Annotated in this window: 18 protein-coding genes; 16 read left to right on the top strand and 2 right to left on the bottom strand. The window is 71.9% G+C overall.

Features of this window, described 5'->3' with window-relative positions; translation table 11 throughout:
• Positions 1 to 113 precede the first annotated feature (113 nt).
• On the top strand, positions 114 to 725 hold the full coding sequence (gene rpsD / locus AB0I82_RS20660) for a 30S ribosomal protein S4 (protein ID WP_030251638.1): 612 nt from the start codon (positions 114 to 116) through the stop codon (positions 723 to 725).
• 57 nt (positions 726 to 782) lie between these two features.
• Here the strand turns inward: rpsD and AB0I82_RS20665 are convergent, their stop codons facing one another.
• Positions 783 to 2,963, bottom strand: coding sequence for a regulator (locus tag AB0I82_RS20665; protein WP_363258761.1), 2,181 nt, complete (start codon positions 2,961 to 2,963; stop codon positions 783 to 785).
• A gap of 209 nt (positions 2,964 to 3,172) precedes the next feature.
• Between AB0I82_RS20665 and AB0I82_RS20670 the strand changes: the two genes are divergently transcribed.
• From AB0I82_RS20670 to nusB, 13 genes are all read left to right on the top strand, one after another.
• Positions 3,173 to 3,607: a DUF948 domain-containing protein gene (locus tag AB0I82_RS20670; protein ID WP_245654280.1), complete on the top strand. Its 435-nt coding sequence runs from the start codon at positions 3,173 to 3,175 to the stop codon at positions 3,605 to 3,607.
• Positions 3,608 to 3,614: 7 nt separating this feature from the next.
• Positions 3,615 to 3,953: a DUF6167 family protein gene (locus tag AB0I82_RS20675; RefSeq protein ID WP_363258762.1), complete on the top strand. Its 339-nt coding sequence runs from the start codon at positions 3,615 to 3,617 to the stop codon at positions 3,951 to 3,953.
• Positions 3,953 to 6,622, top strand: a complete 2,670-nt coding sequence (gene alaS / locus AB0I82_RS20680) for an alanine--tRNA ligase (RefSeq protein ID WP_363258763.1) — start codon at positions 3,953 to 3,955, stop codon at positions 6,620 to 6,622. Before AB0I82_RS20675 ends, alaS begins: the two co-directional genes overlap by 1 nt.
• A 14-nt stretch (positions 6,623 to 6,636) precedes the next feature.
• Entirely contained in the window at positions 6,637 to 7,101 is a 465-nt protein-coding gene (gene ruvX / locus AB0I82_RS20685; protein ID WP_363259075.1) for a Holliday junction resolvase RuvX, read from the top strand.
• A gap of 125 nt (positions 7,102 to 7,226) precedes the next feature.
• A complete protein-coding gene (gene mltG / locus AB0I82_RS20690; RefSeq protein WP_363258764.1) occupies positions 7,227 to 8,870 on the top strand; it encodes an endolytic transglycosylase MltG in 1,644 nt (547 codons plus the stop codon).
• A gap of 33 nt (positions 8,871 to 8,903) precedes the next feature.
• Positions 8,904 to 9,737 carry a shikimate dehydrogenase gene (locus tag AB0I82_RS20695; RefSeq protein WP_363258765.1) on the top strand — a complete coding sequence of 278 codons (834 nt, stop codon included), beginning with the start codon at positions 8,904 to 8,906 and terminating at the stop codon, positions 9,735 to 9,737.
• Positions 9,738 to 9,860: 123 nt separating this feature from the next.
• The gene (aroC, locus tag AB0I82_RS20700; RefSeq protein ID WP_363258766.1) at positions 9,861 to 11,045 is read left to right on the top strand and encodes a chorismate synthase; all 1,185 of its coding nucleotides are present in this window, start codon (positions 9,861 to 9,863) and stop codon (positions 11,043 to 11,045) included.
• Entirely contained in the window at positions 11,042 to 11,557 is a 516-nt protein-coding gene (locus AB0I82_RS20705) for a shikimate kinase (protein WP_363258767.1), read from the top strand. The genes aroC and AB0I82_RS20705 overlap by 4 nt, the downstream gene beginning before the upstream one ends.
• A complete protein-coding gene (aroB, locus tag AB0I82_RS20710) occupies positions 11,554 to 12,645 on the top strand; it encodes a 3-dehydroquinate synthase (protein WP_363258768.1) in 1,092 nt (363 codons plus the stop codon). The genes AB0I82_RS20705 and aroB overlap by 4 nt, the downstream gene beginning before the upstream one ends.
• A 111-nt stretch (positions 12,646 to 12,756) precedes the next feature.
• The gene (locus AB0I82_RS20715; protein WP_363258769.1) at positions 12,757 to 13,620 is read left to right on the top strand and encodes an AAA family ATPase; all 864 of its coding nucleotides are present in this window, start codon (positions 12,757 to 12,759) and stop codon (positions 13,618 to 13,620) included.
• A 111-nt stretch (positions 13,621 to 13,731) separates the two neighbouring features.
• Complete coding sequence (locus AB0I82_RS20720; protein WP_363258770.1) at positions 13,732 to 14,859, top strand: aminopeptidase P family protein; 1,128 nt, start codon at positions 13,732 to 13,734, stop codon at positions 14,857 to 14,859.
• 83 nt (positions 14,860 to 14,942) lie between these two features.
• Positions 14,943 to 15,509 (top strand): elongation factor P, encoded by a 567-nt coding sequence (efp, locus tag AB0I82_RS20725; protein ID WP_031062857.1) that lies wholly within the window; start codon positions 14,943 to 14,945, stop codon positions 15,507 to 15,509.
• A 2-nt stretch (positions 15,510 to 15,511) separates the two neighbouring features.
• Complete coding sequence (gene nusB / locus AB0I82_RS20730) at positions 15,512 to 15,940, top strand: transcription antitermination factor NusB (protein WP_363258771.1); 429 nt, start codon at positions 15,512 to 15,514, stop codon at positions 15,938 to 15,940.
• A gap of 386 nt (positions 15,941 to 16,326) precedes the next feature.
• Here nusB and bldD read toward each other — a convergent pair whose 3' ends face one another.
• Positions 16,327 to 16,827 carry a transcriptional regulator BldD gene (bldD, locus tag AB0I82_RS20735; RefSeq protein ID WP_030610427.1) on the bottom strand — a complete coding sequence of 167 codons (501 nt, stop codon included), beginning with the start codon at positions 16,825 to 16,827 and terminating at the stop codon, positions 16,327 to 16,329.
• A 221-nt stretch (positions 16,828 to 17,048) separates the two neighbouring features.
• Here bldD and pyrR point away from each other — a divergent pair, with 221 nt between their 5' ends.
• A complete protein-coding gene (pyrR, locus tag AB0I82_RS20740; protein WP_031062861.1) occupies positions 17,049 to 17,624 on the top strand; it encodes a bifunctional pyr operon transcriptional regulator/uracil phosphoribosyltransferase PyrR in 576 nt (191 codons plus the stop codon).
• Positions 17,625 to 17,718: 94 nt separating this feature from the next.
• Positions 17,719 to 18,690 (top strand): aspartate carbamoyltransferase catalytic subunit, encoded by a 972-nt coding sequence (locus AB0I82_RS20745; protein WP_363258772.1) that lies wholly within the window; start codon positions 17,719 to 17,721, stop codon positions 18,688 to 18,690.
• The last annotated feature ends 1 nt before the right edge of the window (position 18,691 follow it).

Below are 18,691 nucleotides of genomic sequence, written 5' to 3' on the forward strand. Positions count from 1 at the left end.
ACCCGCCTCGGTGCTCTGGCCAGCACTGGGCAGGGGGTTCCCAGGTCGATACATGCGGTCTCCTCGCGCTGCTAAGGTAAGCCTCACCTAACTTACATGGAGGTCCGTTCCACGTGAACCAGTCGCGTCCCAAGGTCAAGAAGTCCCGCGCGCTCGGCATCGCGCTGACTCCGAAGGCCGTCAAGTACTTCGAGGCCCGTCCGTACCCGCCCGGCGAGCACGGCCGCGGTCGCAAGCAGAGCAGTGACTACAAGGTCCGGCTGCTGGAGAAGCAGCGGCTGCGCGCCCAGTACGACATCAGCGAGCGCCAGATGGTGCGTGCCTACGACCGCGCCCGCAAGGTCGACATGAAGACCGGCGAAGCGCTGATCATCGAGCTCGAGCGCCGCCTCGACGCCCTCGTCCTGCGCTCCGGCCTGGCCCGCACGATCTACCAGGCCCGCCAGATGGTCGTGCACGGCCACATCTCGGTGAACGACCGCAAGGTCGACAAGCCGTCCTTCCGCGTCCGCCCCGGCGACGTCGTGATGGTCCGCGAGCGCAGCCGCGAGAAGCACCCCTTCCAGGTCGCGCGTGAGGGTGGCTACGCCCCCGACGGCGAGACCCCGCGCTACCTGGAGGTCAACCTCCAGGCGCTGGCGTTCCGCCTGGACCGGGACCCCAACCGCAAGGAGATCCCGGTCATCTGCGACGAGCAGCTGGTCGTCGAGTACTACGCGCGCTGAGCGAGCCGCCCGGCAGCGCAACGGCCCGCGCGCCGCATTCCGGCGCGCGTCCGCCTCTCAGCCCGCCGTCTCTCCGCCGTTCGCGGCAGGGGACACGGCGGGCTCGCCGGTTCCCGGGGGCCTGCCGCCCGACCCGCCGCGCGGGCGGGGGAGGCCGCCCAGGATCCGTGTGACGGCCGCTTCGAGGTCCAGCGCCCGGCCCCGCCGCACGGCCGCCTCGTACTCCGCGTCGCCCAGCTCCCCGCGGGCCCGCCGCTCGCACAGCTCGTGCGGCTGGTGGAAGTACTGGGAGCCGAACAGCGGCGGCCCGACCGACGGCCAGATCCGCGCCGCCGCCCCTTGTAGCACCGCCGCCTCCGCCGCGTCCCCCTCGTCCAGCGTGATCAGCGCCAGCAGCTCCACCGTCAGCACCGTGCCCAGCAGATCGTGGAAGGCATGGTCGATCAGCAGGCACTCGGTCAGCAGCCGGCGCGCGCCCGCCAGGTCCCCGCGCGTCCAGGCGGCGTACGCCAGGACGTACAGCGCGTACGCCTGTGCCCACCGCTCGCCGTGATCCGCGCACACCTCCCGGACCTCGGCGCACAGCTCCTCGGCCGCCGCCAGATCGCCGCCGAAGGCCACCGCCATGGCCAGTTCGACCTGCGCCATCAGCACGTTGCTGTTCAGCTCGCCGATCTCGCGGTAGGCCGCCAGCGCCGCCCGCAGCAGCGATTCGGCGCGCGGCATGTCGTCCCCGGTCAGCGCCAGACAGCCCAGACGGTGCTGCGCATAGGCCGCGGCCCGCGCGTTCCCCGCGCGCTCCGCCTCCGCACGGCACTGCTCCAGCGCGAACAGCGCACCGGCCGGATCGCCCTGGAGCACCGCGACATAGCCGGTCACCCACAGCGCCTTCAGCCGCGCGTCCTGATGGTCGGCCGGCAGCTCCAGGGACCGCTCCAGCCAGTGCCGCCCCTCCGACAGCCGGCCGCAGCCGACCCAGAAGAACCACAGCGTCCCGGCCAGGAACTGCCCCAGATACGCCTCCTCCGGCACCTCCAGGCTGTGCTCCAGCGCCAGCCGCACATTGGGCAGCTCCACATCGAGGCGGGCGGCCACCTCGTCCTGCCGGGGCCCGAACCAGTCCAGCTCGCACCAGGTCGCCAGGCCCACGTACCAGTCGCGGTGCCGGCGCCGCAGCCGCTCGGTGTCGTCCAGCGCCGCCAGCCAGTCCGCGCCGTAGGCCCGTACCGTGTCCAGCATCCGGTAGCGCACCCCGACCGGCGTCTCCTCGCGGACCACCACCGACTGCGCGACCAGCTCGGCCAGCACGTCCAGCAGCTCGTCGGCGGGCAGATCGGGGCCCGAGCAGACGTACTCGGCCGCCTCCAGGTCGAACTGCCCGGCGAACACCGAGAGCCGCGCCCACAACAGCCGCTCCTGCGGCGTGCACAGCTCATGACTCCAGCCGATGGCCGTGCGCAGCGTCTGATGGCGCGGCAGGGCGTCCCGGTCGGTGCCGGTCAGCAGCCGGAAGCGGTCGTCGAGGCGCTGCAGCACCTGCTCCACGGAGAGCGCGCGCAGCCGCCCCGCGGCCAGCTCCAGGGCGAGCGGGATGCCGTCGAGGCGTTGGCACAGCTCGGCGACCGCCGCGCTGTTGGTCTCGTCGACCGTGAAGCCCGGGACCACGCACGCGGCCCGGTCGGCGAAGAGCTCGCCCGCTTCCGGGTCCGGCAGCGGCGGCAGCGGGTAGGTCCGCTCCCCGGGCAGGCCCAGCGGACGCCGGCCCGCGGCCAGCACCCGCACGCCGGGCGCCCGCCGCAGCAGCTGCCCGATCAGCGGCGCGCACTCGGCCACCAGGTGCTCGTAGCCGTCCAGGACGAGGAGCAGGTCGCTGTCGGCGAGGTCGGCGCAGAGCGTCTCGCGGGCCGGGCGGCCGCTGTGGTCGGCCAGCGCCAGCGACTCGGCGACGGCGAGGTCCAGCAGGTGCGGCTCCCGCACGGCGGACAGCTCGATCAGCCACACCCCGTCGCGGAAGCCGTCCGCCAGGGCCCGGCCGGCCTGCGTCGCGAGCCGGGTCTTGCCCACCCCGCCCATGCCCGTGAGCGTGACCAGCCGCGCGGCCGCCACCATGTCGGTCAGCGCGGTCAGTTCGTCCGCGCGTCCGACGAACCGGTTCAGCTCCGCGGGCAGATTGCCCGGCGCGGGCGAGCGGTGGCAGCGGTCTCGGAAAGCGGGGTCCGGTCCCCGGGAGCGTCGCATGGCACACGGAGCGTACTCGTAGGTGTGCGGACCGTACAATCGCGCCGCTCTGTCCCGGATACGTGCTCCGGCGTACCGAGGCCGCCCCGGAAAGCGGCGGTGGCACACGGGAACACGGTGCGGAGCGGGAGCCCCGGCGCGATAGGGTCGAAGTCTGCCGATCGAGCAGGACGAGACAAGCAGAGAACCAGTCGGAAAGTGGTGTGCGCGTGTCCGGTGGAGAGGTGGCCGGGATCCTCGTGGCCGTCTTCTGGGCGATCCTCGTGTCGTTCCTCGCCCTCGTGCTGGTGAGGCTCGCGCAGACGCTCAAGGCGACCACCAAGATGGTCTCCGAGGTGTCCGAGAAGGCCGTGCCGCTGCTCGCCGACGCGTCCGCGACCGTCCGCTCCGCGCACACCCAGCTCGCCCGCGTCGACGCGATCACCTCCGACGTCCAGGAGGTCACCGCCAACGCCTCCGCGCTCTCCTCGACCGTCTCCTCCGCCTTTGGAGGCCCGCTGGTCAAGGTCGCGGCGTTCGGCTACGGCGTCCGCCGCGCGCTCGGCAAGAAGGGCGCGCCCGAGCCCGAGCACACCGTCGTCGTCGGCCGCACCCTGCCCGCCGCCCGCCGGAGCGGGCGCCGCACCCGTCGCTCCAAGGACTGATCACGCGATGTTCCGCCGCGCATTCTGGTTCACCACCGGCGCAGCCGCCGGGGTGTGGGCCACCAACAAGGTCCACCGCAAGCTGCGCAAGCTCCAGCCCGACAGCCTCGCGGCGCAGGCCGCGGACAAGGCGGTGGAGACCGGACACCGGCTGCGTCAATTTGCATTGGACGTACGCGACGGAATGGCGGACCGTGAAGAGCAGTTGCACGAAGCGCTCGGTCTGACGGAGACCGGAGCGGCGCGCGAATTGCCGCCTGCCCGCCCGACCGCCGCGCTCGAACCGCACCACCCCACGACACGCATCACCCGGACAACCGGACCGAACCGAAACGAGGACCACTGATGGAGTCGGCTGAAATCCGCCGCCGCTGGCTGAGCTTCTTCGAGGAGCGCGGGCACACCGTCGTGCCTTCGGCGTCGCTCATCGCGGACGACCCGACGCTGCTGCTGGTCCCCGCGGGCATGGTCCCCTTCAAGCCGTACTTCCTCGGCGAGGTCAAGCCGCCCGCCCCGCGCGCCACGAGCGTCCAGAAGTGCGTGCGCACGCCGGACATCGAAGAGGTCGGCAAGACCACCCGGCACGGCACGTTCTTCCAGATGTGCGGCAACTTCTCCTTCGGCGACTACTTCAAGGAAGGCGCCATCAAGTACGCCTGGGAGCTGCTGACCAGCTCCCAGGAGGACGGCGGCTACGGCCTGGACCCGGAGAAGCTCTGGATCACGGTCTACCTGGACGACGACGAGGCCGAGCGCATCTGGCACGAGGTCGTCGGCGTGCCCAAGGAGCGCATCCAGCGCCTGGGCAAGAAGGAGAACTACTGGTCCATGGGCGTGCCGGGCCCGTGCGGCCCGTGCTCCGAGATCAACTACGACCGCGGCCCCGAGTTCGGGATCGAGGGCGGCCCGGCCGTCAACGACGAGCGGTACGTGGAGATCTGGAACCTGGTCTTCATGCAGTACGAGCGCGGCGCGGGCACCTCCAAGGAGGACTTCGAGATCCTCGGCGAGCTGCCCAGCAAGAACATCGACACCGGTCTGGGTCTTGAGCGCCTCGCCATGATCCTGCAGGGCGTACAGAACATGTACGAGACCGACACCCTGCGCGTGGTCATCGACAAGGCCACCGACCTGACCGGGGTCGCCTACGGCGCCGGCCACGACACCGACGTCTCGCTGCGCGTCGTCGCCGACCACATCCGTACGTCCGTCATGCTCATCGGCGACGGCGTGACGCCCGGCAACGAGGGCCGCGGTTACGTGCTGCGCCGCATCATGCGCCGCGCCATCCGCAACATGCGCCTGCTGGGCGCCACCGACCCGGTCGTCGCCGACCTCATCGACGTGGTCATCAAGACGATGGGCCAGCAGTACCCGGAGCTCCTCCAGGACCGCAAGCGCATCGAGACCGTCGCCCTCGCCGAGGAGGCCGCCTTCCTCAAGACGCTGAAGGCCGGCACCAACATCCTCGACACCGCCGTGACCGAGACCAAGGCCGGCGGCGGCACGGTCCTCTCCGGCGACAAGGCGTTCCTGCTCCACGACACCTGGGGCTTCCCGATCGACCTCACCCTCGAAATGGCCGCCGAGCAGGGCCTGTCGGTGGACGAGACCGGGTTCCGCCGCCTGATGAAGGAGCAGCGGGAGCGCGCCAAGGCCGACGCCCAGGCCAAGAAGCACGGCCACGCCGACCTGTCCGCCTACCGCGAGGTCGCCGACAGCTCCGGCTCCACGGTCTTCACCGGCTACACCAACACCCAGGGCGAGTCCTCCGTCGTCGGCCTGCTGGTCGACGGCGTCTCAGCGCCGGCCGCCCACGAGGGCGACGAGGTCGAGGTCGTCCTGGACCGTACGCCGTTCTACGCCGAGGGCGGCGGCCAGCTCGCCGACATGGGCCGCATCAAGACCGACACCGGCGCCGTGATCGAGGTGCGCGACGTCCAGCAGCCGGTCCCCGGCGTCACCGTGCACAAGGGCTCCGTCCAGGTCGGCGAGATCACCGTGGGCTCGCCCGCGTACGCCTCCATCGACGTCACGCGCCGCCGGGCCATCGCCCGCGCCCACAGCGCCACGCACCTCACGCACCAGGCGCTGCGCGACGCCCTCGGCCCGACGGCCGCCCAGGCCGGTTCGGAGAACTCCCCGGGCCGCTTCCGGTTCGACTTCGGTTCGCCGACCGCCGTGCCCGGCACGGTCCTCACGGACGTCGAGCAGAAGATCAACGAGGTCCTCTCGCGCGAACTGGACGTCACCGCCGAGGTGATGAGCATGGACGACGCCAAGAAGCAGGGAGCCATCGCCGAGTTCGGCGAGAAGTACGGCGACCGCGTGCGCGTGGTGACCATCGGCGACTTCTCCAAGGAGCTGTGCGGCGGCACGCACGTCCACAACACCGCCCAGCTGGGCCTGGTGAAGCTGCTCGGCGAGTCCTCCATCGGCTCCGGCGTGCGCCGCGTGGAGGCCCTGGTGGGCGTCGACGCGTACAACTTCCTCGCCCGCGAGCACACGGTCGTCTCGCAGCTCACCGAGCTGGTCAAGGGCCGGCCCGAGGAGCTGCCCGAGAAGATCTCCGGCGTGCTGGCCAAGCTCAAGGACGCCGAGAAGCAGATCGAGCAGTTCCGCGCGGAGAAGGTCCTGCAGGCCGCCGCCGGGCTCGCCGAGGGCGCCAAGAACGTGGGCGGCATCGCGCTGGCCTCCGGCCAGGTGCCCGACGGCACCTCCGCCGACGACCTGCGCAAGCTCGTCCTGGACGTGCGCGGCCGCATCCCGTCGGACCGCCCGGCCGTGGTCGCCCTGTTCACGGTCACCAACGGCCGCCCGCTGACCGTCATCGCCACCAACGAGGCAGCGCGTGAGCGCGGCATCAAGGCCGGCGACCTGGTCCGTACGGCCGCCAAGACCCTCGGCGGCGGTGGCGGCGGCAAGCCGGACGTCGCCCAGGGAGGCGGCCAGAACGCCGCGGCCGTGCCCGAGGCCATCGAGGCCGTCGAGCGCCTCGTCGCCCAGGCGGGCTGAGGCGCGTGAGCACCATGCGACGCGGCAGGCGGATCGCCGTCGACGTCGGGGACGCCCGCATCGGGGTCGCCTCGTGCGACCCCGACGGGGTCCTCGCGACCCCGGTGGAGACCGTGCCGGGACGCGATGTCCCGGCCGCCCACCGGCGCCTGAAGGCGATCATCGAGGAGTACGAGCCGCTGGAGGTCGTCGTCGGCCTGCCCCGCTCCCTGAACGGGGGAGAGGGGCCCGCCGCGGCCAAGGTGCGGGCTTTCGCGCAGGAGCTGGCGAAGAACATCGCGCCCGTGCCCGTACGGCTGGTGGACGAGCGGATGTCGACGGTCACCGCGGCTCAGGGCATGCGCGCCTCCGGCGTGAAGGCCAAGAAGGGACGTTCCGCCATCGATCAGGCGGCGGCCGTCGTCATCCTTCAGAGCGCGCTGGAGACCGAACGTACCTCCGGTCAGGCGCCTGGAGAGAGCGTCGAGGCGGCCGGCTGATCGCGGTACGGTAACGTTCCGCGCGTCCGGCCGCGTTCGAACAGTGGCGCGTGCAAGAAGAGGCGGTCAGTACGTCAGGCGCGCTGCCGGCGCGGAGCGCACCGCCTCGCGGCTCTAGGGGATCGATGACTGAGTACGGCCGGGGCTACGGCTCCGAACCCTGGCATCCCGAGGACCCTCTGTACGGAGAGTCCTACGGTGACCAGGGCGCCTACGGCGGCCAGGCTTCCTACGGGAACCAGGACCCCTACGCGGGGCAGCAGCAGGGCTGGGGTGCCCCCGGGCCGGAGCAGCAGCATCCGTACGAGCAGCAGCACTACGACGCGTACGCGCAGGCGGGGCAGCCCGGCGGCGTGCCGTACGACCCGTACGGTCAGCAGCCCGATCCGTACGGCGGCGCGGCGCCGGACTACTACGGCACGCACGACGGCTATCCGCCCCAGCACCAGCCCCAGCACCAGCAGCTGCAGCACGACCAGACGGCGCAGATGCCCGTCGTGCCGCCGGGGCCGCCGCAGGCCGGCGACTGGCAGCCCGCGGGGCACGACGAGCCCTGGCAGGACGAGGCGGCGCCGGCCCGGCCCGAGCCGGAGCCCGAGCACGCCTTCTTCGCCGGCGGTGACCCGGACGAGGAGCCCGAGGACGCCCCCGCGCCGCGCGGACAGCGCCGGTCGGGGCGCGACGGCCGCGGCAAGGAGCGCCGCGGCCGGGACGAGCGCCCGAAGCGGCGCGGCCGCGGGCTCGCCACGGTCGTCGTCCTCGCGGTGCTCGCCGGCGGCGGCTACCTCGCCTACGACCGCTTCGGGCCCGCGCCGGACTACGAGGGCGCGGGCACCGGCAGCGTGCAGGTGGAGATCCCGGACGGCTCGCCGGTGATGGAGATGGGGCTGCTCCTCAAGAAGGAGGGCGTCGTCAAGAGCGCCGACGCGTTCACCGCGGCGGTCACCGAGAACGCCAAGGCCGAGGCGGGACTCCAGCCGGGCGTCTACACGCTGCGCAAGGAGATGTCGGCGGCCTCGGCGGTGGCGCTGATGCTCAGCCCGGAGAGCCGCAACAACCTGACGATCCCCGAGGGCTCGCGCGCCGTCGCGGTCTACGAGCGCATCGACAAGAAGCTCGACCTGAAGACCGGTACGACCCAGGGCGTCGCCAAGAGCCAGGCGAAGAATCTCGGCCTGCCGTCCTGGGCGGACAACGACCCCGACATAAAGGACCCGCTGGAAGGCTTCCTGTACCCCTCGACGTACGAGGTGAACAAGAAGACGAAACCGGCGGACGTGCTCAAACAGATGGTCGAGCGGGCCAAGCGCAACTACGCCCGTTACGACCTGGCCGGGCAGGCGAAGAAGCTGGGTCTGGATTCGCCGCTGGACGTTGTCACGGTCGCCAGCCTCACCCAGGCCGAGGGCACCTCGCACGACGATTTCCGCAAGATGGCCGAGGTCGTCTACAACCGCCTGGATCCGGGCAATACCCAGACCTACGGCAAGCTCGAATTCGACTCGACGTACAACTACATAAAGAACCAGAGCGAACTCGACATTCCGATCAGCGCCATCAAGAACTACGACAACCCCTACAACACGTACTTCTACAAGGGGCTGCCGCCGGGGCCGATCGGTAATCCGGGCGAGGACGCGCTGAAGGCGTCGATCAATCCGACCCAGGACGGCTGGTACTACTTCGTCGCCATCAACGGGAAGACGTCGTTCGCCAAGACCTACGCCGAGCACGAAAAGCTCGTCGAGGAATTCAACAAGACCCGCTAGACCAAGACCCGCTAGAACGCTGAGGACGGACCGGTGTCGGCAACCCACCACAAGGCGGCGGTCCTCGGATCGCCCATCGCCCACTCGCTCTCGCCGGTGCTGCACCGCGCCGCGTACGACGAACTGGGCCTGGCCGGCCGGGAGTACGGCCGCTTCGAGATCGACGAGGCGGCCCTGCCCGGCTTCCTGGCGGGGCTGGACGACGCCGAGTGGGCGGGCCTGTCGCTCACCATGCCGCTCAAGCGCGCGGTCATCCCGCTGCTCGACGAGGTCAGCGACACCGCCGCCGCCGTCGAGGCGGTCAACACCGTGCTCTTCACCGAGGACGGCCGCCGCGTCGGCGACAACACCGACATCCCCGGCATCCAGGAGGCGCTGCGCGAGCGCGGCGTGACCACCGTCGAGGAGGCCGCGATCCTCGGCGCCGGCGCCACCGCCTCCTCGGCGCTGGCCGCGCTCGCCCGCATCTGCACCGGCGAGGTGACCGTGTACGTCCGCAGCCAGGCGCGCGCGGACGAGATGCGCGGCTGGGGCGAGCGGCTCGGCGTCCCCGTGCGCACCGCCCTCTGGGACGCCGCCGCGAGCGCCTTCGCCGCGCCCCTGGTGATCGCCACCACCCCGGCCGGGACCACGGACGCGCTGGCCGGCGCGGTGCCCGAGCGCCCCGGCACCCTCTTCGACGTGCTGTACGAGCCGTGGCCCACCGCGCTCGCCGCGGCCTGGTCCGCGCGCCGCGGCGCCGTCGTCGGCGGCCTGGACCTCCTGGTCCACCAGGCCGTCCTCCAGGTCGAGCGGATGACCGGCTGTGCGCGGGCCCCGCTGGCCGCGATGCGCAAGGCGGGCGAGGCGGCGCTGGCCGCCCGCTGAGACCCGTGTCCGGGCCGCCCCGGCGTCCACCGGGCGTTCCGTCTGCTGGACGGGCCGCGGGCCGCGGCGCCGGACGTGGGAGGATCAGGGGAAGACCGTACGCGCAGTACACGAGGAGCACCGTTGAGCAGGTTGCGCTGGCTGACGGCGGGGGAGTCGCACGGCCCCGCACTGGTGGCGACGCTGGAGGGCCTTCCGGCCGGCGTCCCCGTTACCACGGACATGGTGGCGGACGCCCTGGCCCGTCGCCGGCTCGGCTATGGCCGCGGTGCCCGGATGAAGTTCGAGCGCGACGAGGTGACCTTCCTCGGCGGCGTCCGGCACGGCCGCTCGCTCGGCTCGCCCATCGCGATCATGGTGGGCAACACCGAGTGGCCCAAGTGGGAAAAGGTCATGGCGGCCGACCCGGTCGACGAGGCGGAGCTGGCCGAGCTGGCCCGTAACGCGCCGCTGACCCGCCCCCGCCCCGGCCACGCGGACCTGGCCGGCATGCAGAAGTACGGCTTCGACGAGGCCCGCCCGGTCCTGGAGCGCGCTTCGGCCCGCGAGACCGCGGCCCGTGTCGCGCTGGGCGCGGTGGCCCGCTCCTTCCTCAAGGAGACGGCCGGCATCGAGATCGTCAGCCACGTCGTGGAGCTGGCCGCGGCCAAGGCTCCGTACGGCGTGTACCCCAAGCCCTCCGACGTCGAGAAGCTGGACGCCGACCCGGTGCGCTGCCTGGACCAGGACGCGTCGAAGGCGATGGTCGCGGAGATCGACCAGGCCCACAAGGACGGCGACACCCTCGGCGGCGTGGTCGAGGTCCTGGCGTACGGCGTACCGGTCGGCCTCGGCAGCCACGTCCACTGGGACCGCCGTCTGGACGCCCGGCTGGCCGGTGCCCTGATGGGCATCCAGGCGATCAAGGGCGTCGAGGTCGGCGACGGCTTCGACCTGGCCCGGGTGCCCGGCTCGAAGGCGCACGACGAGATCCTGGCCACCGACGACGGCATCAAGCGCGCGTCGGGCCGCTCCGGCGGTACCGAGGGCGGCCTGACCACCGGCGAGCTGCTGCGCGTGCGCGCCGCGATGAAGCCGATCGCGACCGTGCCGCGCGCGCTCGCCACCATCGACGTGACCACCGGTGAGGCCGCCGCGGCCCACCACCAGCGCTCCGACGTCTGCGCCGTGCCGGCCGCCGGCATCGTGGCCGAGGCCATGGTGGCGCTGGTCCTCGCGGACGCCGTCGCGGAGAAGTTCGGCGGCGACAGCGTGCCCGAGACCCGCCGGAACGTCGAGTCGTTCCTCGAGAACCTGGCGATCCGGTGACCGGTCCGGCCGTCGTCCTCGTCGGCCCCATGGGGGTGGGGAAGACCACGACCGGAATGGCGCTCGCCGAGCGGCTGGGCACCACCTTCCGGGACACCGACGCGGACATCGTCGCGGGCGCGGGCAAGCCGATCTCGGAGATCTTCATCGACGAGGGCGAGCCGCACTTCCGCGAGCTGGAGCGGCAGGCGGTACGCGCCGCGGTGGCCGAGCACGCCGGGGTACTGGCGCTCGGCGGCGGCGCCATTCTGGACGCCACCACCCGTGAGCTGCTGTCCGGACTGCCCGTCGTCTTCCTGGAGATGGGCGTGGCCGAGGCGGTCAAGCGGGTCGGCCTGGACGCGCCGCGCCCGCTGCTGGCGGTCAACCCCCGGCAGCGCTGGCGCGAGCTGATGGCCGAGCGCCGCCCGCTGTACATGGAGGTGTCCCGCGCCGTGGTGTCCACGGAGGGCCGTACCCCCGAGGACGTCGCCGAGGCCGTCCTCGACGCATTGGAGCTGAGGAAAGCATGACCGACGCACCCATCCGCATCCAGGTCGGCGGCTCGGCCGGTTCGGACCCGTACGAGGTCCTCATCGGCCGGCAGCTGCTCGGCGAGCTCCCGGGCCTGATCGGCAAGCAGACCAAGCGCGTCGCGGTACTGCACCCCGAGGCGCTGGCCGCCACCGGTGAGGCGCTGCGCGAGGACCTCGCGGGCCAGGGCTACGAGGCCATCGCCATCCAGCTGCCGAACGCCGAGGAGGCCAAGACGGCCGAGGTCGCGGCGTACTGCTGGAAGGCGCTGGGCCAGACCGGCTTCACGCGGTCGGACGTCATCGTGGGCGTCGGCGGCGGCGCCACCACCGACCTGGCGGGCTTCGTGGCGGCCACCTGGCTGCGCGGGGTGCGCTGGATCGCCGTACCGACGACCGTACTGGGCATGGTCGACGCGGCTGTCGGCGGCAAGACGGGCATCAACACCGCCGAGGGCAAGAACCTCGTCGGCGCCTTCCACCCGCCGGCCGGTGTGCTGTGCGACCTGGCCTCGCTGGACTCGCTGCCGGTCCACGACTACGTCTCGGGGCTGGCCGAGGTCATCAAGGCGGGCTTCATCGCCGACCCGGCCATCCTGGAGCTCATCGAGGGCGACCCGGAGGGCGCGAAGCGCCCCGACGGCCCGCACACCGCCGAGCTGATCGAGCGCGCCATCCGCGTCAAGGCCGAGGTGGTCTCCGGCGACCTCAAGGAGGCGGGCCGCCGGGAGATCCTCAATTACGGGCACACCCTGGCGCACGCCATCGAGAAGAACGAGCAGTACAACTGGCGTCATGGCGCGGCCGTTTCGGTCGGCATGGTCTTCGCCGCCGAGCTCGGCCGGATCGCCGGCCGGCTGGACGACGCGACCGCCGACCGGCACCGTGCCGTGCTCGGCGCGGTCGGCCTGCCGCTGACCTACCGGGGCGACCAGTGGCCCAAGCTGCTGGAGACCATGAAGGTCGACAAGAAGTCCCGCGGCGACCTGCTGCGCTTCATCGTCCTGGACGGGCTGGCCAAGCCGACCGTGATGGAGGGCCCCGACCCGGCCATGCTCCTCGCGGCCCACGCCGAAATCGCCGCCTGACCGTACAACGGGCACTTCCAGCCGCCCCCGGCCGTTCCCTCAACTACGGCCGGGGGCGGTACTGTTCGATACCGTTCCAGCACCTCACCCCACGAGACGGAGAGCCACCGGATGCAGCACCCAGGGGGGGTTCCGCTGCCACCGCGTCATCTGCCGGGCAGCGCCGGGACCTGGACCGACCCCCAGGCCCGCTCCATACCCTCCGGGCCGCAGCGGCCCCCGGCACCGGCCGGCCCGCCCCCGCCGCCGCAGGGCGCCCCGACCGGTCCGCCGCCGCCCCCGCAGGGCGCGCCCGCGGGCTGGGCCGGTACGCAGCAGACGCCGCGGCCGGAGTCCACGGGCCACATCCGGCTGCCCGACGGCAATCCCGTCGCGCTGCCCACCCCGCCGCCCGGTGCGGCCGTGCCCGACGCCGCGCACACCGCCGTCGCCGTGCTGCTCATCGGCCCCGCGGGCGCGGGCAAGACCAGCGTCGCCCGGCACTGGGCCGACCTCCGCCCGGTGCCCACCGCGCACATCAGCCTGGACGACGTACGCGAATGGGTGCGGTCCGGGTTCGCCGACCCGCAGCAGGGCTGGAACGACCACTCCGAGGCGCAGTACCGCCTGGCCCGCCGCACCTGCGGCTTCGCCGCGCGCAACTTCCTCGCCAACGGCATCTCCTGCATCCTCGACGACGCCGTCTTCCCCGACCGCCCGGTCGTCGGCCTCGGCGGCTGGAAGCGGCACGTGGGCCCGGGGCTGCTGCCCGTCGTGCTGCTCCCGGGCCTGGAGATCGTCCTCGAACGGAACGCCCAGCGCAGCGGCAACCGTCGGCTGACCGACGAGGAGGTCGCCCGCATCCACGGCCGGATGGCCGGCTGGTACAGCTCGGGGCTGCCGATCATCGACAACTCCAGCCACGACGTGGCGACCACGGCCCGGATGCTCGACGACGTCGTGGCCCGCAGCCTGGCCAGCCCGCCGTCCTGGTGAGCGCGCGCCGCTGAGGCGGCACCGGCCGGTGCCGCCCGCACCCGGCCGGCGCGAAACCCCCACAGACGCGCTCAAAGGGCGCGAGGCCCATCGCACCCGTACGCTCGGTACATGCCAGACATGTACGCAACCCGACGCGCCCGGTTGCGTGACCGCTACGCCGCGGTCGGCACCGGCGCGGGCGCCACCGACACCGCCGCGGCACTCGTTTCGAGCCCCGCAAACATCCGCTACCTCACCGGCTGCGCCCCGCGCGGCGCGGCCCTGCTGCTGCACGACGGCGGCGACACGCTGCTGTGCCCCAGCGCGCCCACCGGCGACCCCTCGGAGGGCAGGCCCGCCGAGGACCTCCGGATCAGCCTGCTGCCCGCGCACACCGGCGACCCGGCCGTCGCCGCCGCCGACCTCGCCGCCAAGTCCGGCGCCCGGGCGCTCGCCGTGGAGGAGCACCACCTCACCGTGGCCCGCCACCGCGCGCTGCGCTCCGTCGCGCCCGAACTGCGTCTGGCGGACCTGGGCTGCGCGGTCGAGGCGCAGCGGCTGGTCAAGGACCAGGACGAGATCGCCTGTCTGCGGATCGCGGCCGAGATCACCGACCAGGCCCTCGGCGAGCTGCTCGAATCGATCCTCGTGGGCCGTACCGAGCGCCATCTCGCGCTGGAGCTGGAGCGCCGGCTCGTCGACCACGGCGCGGACGGCCCGGCCTTCCCGACCTCCGTCGCCACCGGCCCGCACTCCGGCCGGCCGGGCCATCTGCCCACCGACCGGCGGGTCGAGGAGGGCGATTTTCTCACCGTGAGCCTGGGTGCCGACTACCGCGGATACCGGTGCGAGATCGGCCGTACGTTCGTCATCGGCACCACGCCCGCCGACTGGCAGATCGAGCTGTACGACCTTGTCTTCGCAGCCCAGCGGGCCGGCCGGGAGGCCCTCGCGCCCGGCGTCGAGTGCCGCGAAGTGGACCGCGCGGCCCGCCAGGTGCTGGCCTCCGGGGGCCACGAAGAGGGCCTCGGACCGTGGACCGGACACGGCGTCGGGCTCGAAATCGCCGAGGACCCTCAGCTGTCACCTGCGGCCATGGGTAAACTGGACGCTTGCGTGCCGGTCACCGTCGATCCTGGGGTACACCTCCCGGGCCGCGGCGGCGTCCGGATCGACGACACACTCGTCGTCCGCCCCGAGGCGGACGGCGGGCCAGAGCTACTCACGATCACGACCAAGGAGCTGCTCGCCCTCTGAGCCGTACGGTGGTAAGGCCGTACGGACACAGCGCGTGCATCTTCGGGGTCCCCACCACCTGCAGTCCAGGAGATACCGCAACCGTGGCATCCACGAACGACCTCAAGAACGGCATGGTGCTCAAGCTCGAAGGGGGCCAGCTGTGGTCCGTTGTCGAGTTCCAGCACGTCAAGCCCGGCAAGGGCCCGGCCTTCGTCCGTACCAAGCTGAAGAACGTGCTCTCCGGCAAGGTGGTGGACAAGACCTTCAACGCCGGCGTCAAGGTCGAAACTGCCAACGTCGACAAGCGCGGGATGCAGTTCTCGTACATGGACGGCGAGTACTTCGTCTTCATGGACATGGACACCTTCGACCAGCTGCACATCGACCGCAAGACCGTCGGTGACGCCGCGAACTACCTCATCGAGGGCTTCGAGGCGGTCGTGGCGCAGCACGACGGCGAGGTGCTCTACGTCGAGCTGCCCGCCGCGGTCGAGCTGTCCATCAAGGAGACCGAGCCGGGCGTCCAGGGCGACCGCTCCACCGGCGGCACCAAGCCCGCCACGCTGGAGACCGACCACGTCATCCAGGTCCCGCTCTTCATCACCACGGGTGAGAAGATCAAGGTCGACACCCGCTCCGGCGAGTACCTCGGTCGGGTGAACAGCTAACCGTGGCTGCCCGTAACAAGGCCCGTAAGCGCGCCTTCCAGATCCTCTTCGAGGCCGACCAGCGCGGCGCCGATGTGCAGACCGTGCTCGCGGACTGGATGCGGCACGCCCGGACCGACACCCGGCAGCCCCCGGTCAACGAGTACACCCTCGAACTGGTCGAGGGGTACGCGGACCACGTCGAGCGCATCGACGAGCTGATCGCCACGTACGCGGTCGGCTGGACGCTCGACCGGATGCCGGTCGTCGACCGCAACATCCTGCGGCTCGGCGCCTATGAGCTGATCTGGGTGGACGAGACTCCGGACGCGGTCGTGATAGACGAGGCCGTGCAGCTGGCCAAGGAGTTCTCCACCGACGATTCGCCGTCCTTCGTGAACGGCATGCTCGGCCGCCTGAAGGACCTGAAGCCGAGCCTGCGCCGGTCCTGACGGCCGCCCCGCCAGGCCCTGTACGCACCACCGGGCCCGGAGACGGAAGACGGTTCTGCCGCTTCTCTCTCCGGGCCCGGTGCCGTTTTTCCGGGGCGCCGGCCTGCTCCGGGGCGGCGGCCCGCCGCGCCCGTACGCCGCTCGCCCGCTCACCGGCCGTGAGCGCGCGCCCCGAACGCGCGGGCGTGCTGCGCCCGTAGTGCTCCGCCTCGCGACGGCGCACGCCGTCTGAGGGGCCACCAGGGCCCGCCAGGGACTGCGGGGGGTGACTGGCCCGGCCGGCGGCCCGCCGTGCCGGTACGACGTCGGTACGACAACGCCTCGGGGCGGGAACCGTACTGGCTCCCGCCCCGAGGCGTGTCGTTTCTGCTGTGAGCCCGCCGGGCTCAGATGTCCTCGTGCTGGACCGCGCGGCGCGCGTCGGCGTCCAGGACGCCCCAGCTGATCAGCTGCTCGGTGAGGACCGAGGGGGACTGGTCGTAGATGACCGCGAGCGTGCGGAGGTCGTCCTGGCGGATCGAGAGGACCTTGCCGTTGTAGTCACCGCGCTGGCTCTGGATCGTCGCGGCGTACCGCTGCAGCGGGCCGGCCTTCTCCTGGGGGACGTGGGCGAGCCGCTCCAGGTCCAGCACCAGCTTCGGCGGCGGCTCGGCGGCGCCGCCCGGGGTCGTGCCCGGGAGCAGCTCCTGGACCGGCACGCCGTAGAAGTCGGCCAGCTCGGCGAGGCGCTGCACGGTCACGGCACGGTCGCCGCGCTCGTACGAACCCACCACCACGGCCTTCCAGCGGCCCTGGGACTTCTCCTCGACACCGTGGAGGGAGAGGCCCTGCTGGGTGCGGATGGCGCGGAGCTTGGCCCCGAGCTGTTTAGCGTATTCGCTGGACATAAAGCTCCCCAGACAACTGTGTCGATATGCGGCTCCGCCGCGGACTGGTAACTCACTGTGAGGTTACGCAGCGTAATTTGGCTTCGTCAAGCCGAATGAGGCATACCGCTGACCGTCGGGGGTGCTTACGGCCGATGCGTGGGCCCCTGGTACCGTGAATGCGGTAAATCCGACGTCCTTTAAGGTCCGTCCCGTGAGGCGGAGAAGGAGGTCCGTTTCGTATGGACGCAACACCTGCGACTCCGGCGCGCCCCGTTCTGGAAGGCCCGGACATCGCGCGCATGCTGACCCGCATCGCCCACGAGATCGTGGAGCGCGCCAAGGGCGCCGAGGATGTGGTCCTGCTCGGCATTCCCACCCGCGGCGTCTTCCTCGCCCGCCGGCTCGCCGCCAAGCTCGAAGAGATCACCGGCCGCGCGGTCCCCGTCGGCTCGCTGGACATCACGATGTACCGCGACGACCTGCGCCTGGGCCCCGCCCGCACGCTCGCGCGCACCGACATCCCCGGTGACGGCATCGAGGGCCGTGTGGTCCTCCTCGTCGACGACGTGCTCTTCTCGGGCCGCACGATCCGTGCCGCGCTGGACGCCCTGAACGACATCGGCCGGCCGCGTGCCGTGCAGCTCGCCGTCCTGGTCGACCGGGGCCACCGCGAACTGCCGATCCGCGCCGACTACGTCGGCAAGAACCTCCCCACGTCGCTGCGGGAGACGGTCAAGGTCCAGCTCGCCGAGGAGGACGGCCGGGACGCCGTGCTGCTCGGCGTCAAGCAGACCACCCCGGCCGGCGAGCGCTAGCGCATCCCGATACGGACCCGGTGTGCCCGGGTGCGTACCCATGCCCGCTCGACGGACATTCCCGTACACCTGCCTCACTCACGGAGATACCCGGATGAAGCGCCACCTCATCTCGGCCGCCGATCTCTCGCGCGATGACGCCGTCCTGATCCTCGACACCGCCGAGGAGATGGCCCGGGTCGCCGACCGGCCGATCAAGAAGCTCCCCACCCTGCGCGGACGCACCGTGGTCAACCTCTTCTTCGAGGACTCCACCCGCACCCGCATCTCCTTCGAGGCCGCCGCCAAGCGGCTCTCCGCGGACGTCATCAACTTCTCCGCGAAGGGCTCCTCCGTCTCCAAGGGCGAGTCGCTGAAGGACACCGCGCTGACCCTGGAGGCGATGGGCGCCGACGCCGTCGTCATACGGCACCACGACTCCGGCGCGCCGCACCGCCTGGCCACCTCCGGCTGGATCGGCGGCTCGGTGATCAACGCGGGTGACGGCACCCACGAGCACCCCACCCAGGCCCTGCTGGACGCCTTCACGATGCGCCGCCGGTTGGCAGGTGGCGAGGGCGACCTGAAGGGCCGCCGCATCACGATCGTCGGCGACATCCTGCACAGCCGCGTCGCCCGCTCCAACGTCCACCTGCTGACGACGCTGGGCGCCGAGGTCACGCTGGTCGCGCCGCCCACCCTGGTCCCGGTCGGCGTCGAGACCTGGCCCTGCGAGGTCTCGTACGACCTGGACTCCGTGGTCGCCAAGTCCGACGCGGTGATGATGCTGCGCGTCCAGCGGGAGCGGATGAACGCGGCGTTCTTCCCGACCGAGCGGGAGTACGCACGCCGGTACGGGCTCGACGGCGAGCGGATGGCCCGGATGCCCGAGCACGCGATCGTGATGCACCCCGGCCCGATGAACCGCGGCATGGAGATCACCGCCGAGGTCGCCGACTCGCCGCGCTGCACCGCCGTGGAACAGGTCACCAACGGTGTCAGCATCCGCATGGCGGTCATGTACCTGCTTCTGGGCGGCAACGAGCCGGCCATCACCACCAGCTCCACCACCGAGGAGAACAAGTAAT

The sequence above is a fragment of the Streptomyces sp. NPDC050315 genome, assembly GCF_040655775.1.
Lineage (GTDB): Bacteria > Actinomycetota > Actinomycetes > Streptomycetales > Streptomycetaceae > Streptomyces.

What these genes read in the sequence shown, in the direction of transcription:
- AB0I82_RS20665 (WP_363258761.1), bottom strand. Translation starts at nt 2,963, where the DNA reads ATGCGACGCTCCCGGGGACCGGACCCCGCTTTCCGAGACCGCTGCCAC.
- AB0I82_RS20675 (WP_363258762.1), top strand. Translation starts at nt 3,615, where the DNA reads ATGTTCCGCCGCGCATTCTGGTTCACCACCGGCGCAGCCGCCGGGGTG.
- alaS (WP_363258763.1), top strand. Translation starts at nt 3,953, where the DNA reads ATGGAGTCGGCTGAAATCCGCCGCCGCTGGCTGAGCTTCTTCGAGGAG.
- ruvX (WP_363259075.1), top strand. Translation starts at nt 6,637, where the DNA reads ATGCGACGCGGCAGGCGGATCGCCGTCGACGTCGGGGACGCCCGCATC.
- mltG (WP_363258764.1), top strand. Translation starts at nt 7,227, where the DNA reads ATGACTGAGTACGGCCGGGGCTACGGCTCCGAACCCTGGCATCCCGAG.
- aroB (WP_363258768.1), top strand. Translation starts at nt 11,554, where the DNA reads ATGACCGACGCACCCATCCGCATCCAGGTCGGCGGCTCGGCCGGTTCG.
- AB0I82_RS20715 (WP_363258769.1), top strand. Translation starts at nt 12,757, where the DNA reads ATGCAGCACCCAGGGGGGGTTCCGCTGCCACCGCGTCATCTGCCGGGC.
- AB0I82_RS20720 (WP_363258770.1), top strand. Translation starts at nt 13,732, where the DNA reads ATGCCAGACATGTACGCAACCCGACGCGCCCGGTTGCGTGACCGCTAC.
- bldD (WP_030610427.1), bottom strand. Translation starts at nt 16,827, where the DNA reads ATGTCCAGCGAATACGCTAAACAGCTCGGGGCCAAGCTCCGCGCCATC.
- pyrR (WP_031062861.1), top strand. Translation starts at nt 17,049, where the DNA reads ATGGACGCAACACCTGCGACTCCGGCGCGCCCCGTTCTGGAAGGCCCG.
- AB0I82_RS20745 (WP_363258772.1), top strand. Translation starts at nt 17,719, where the DNA reads ATGAAGCGCCACCTCATCTCGGCCGCCGATCTCTCGCGCGATGACGCC.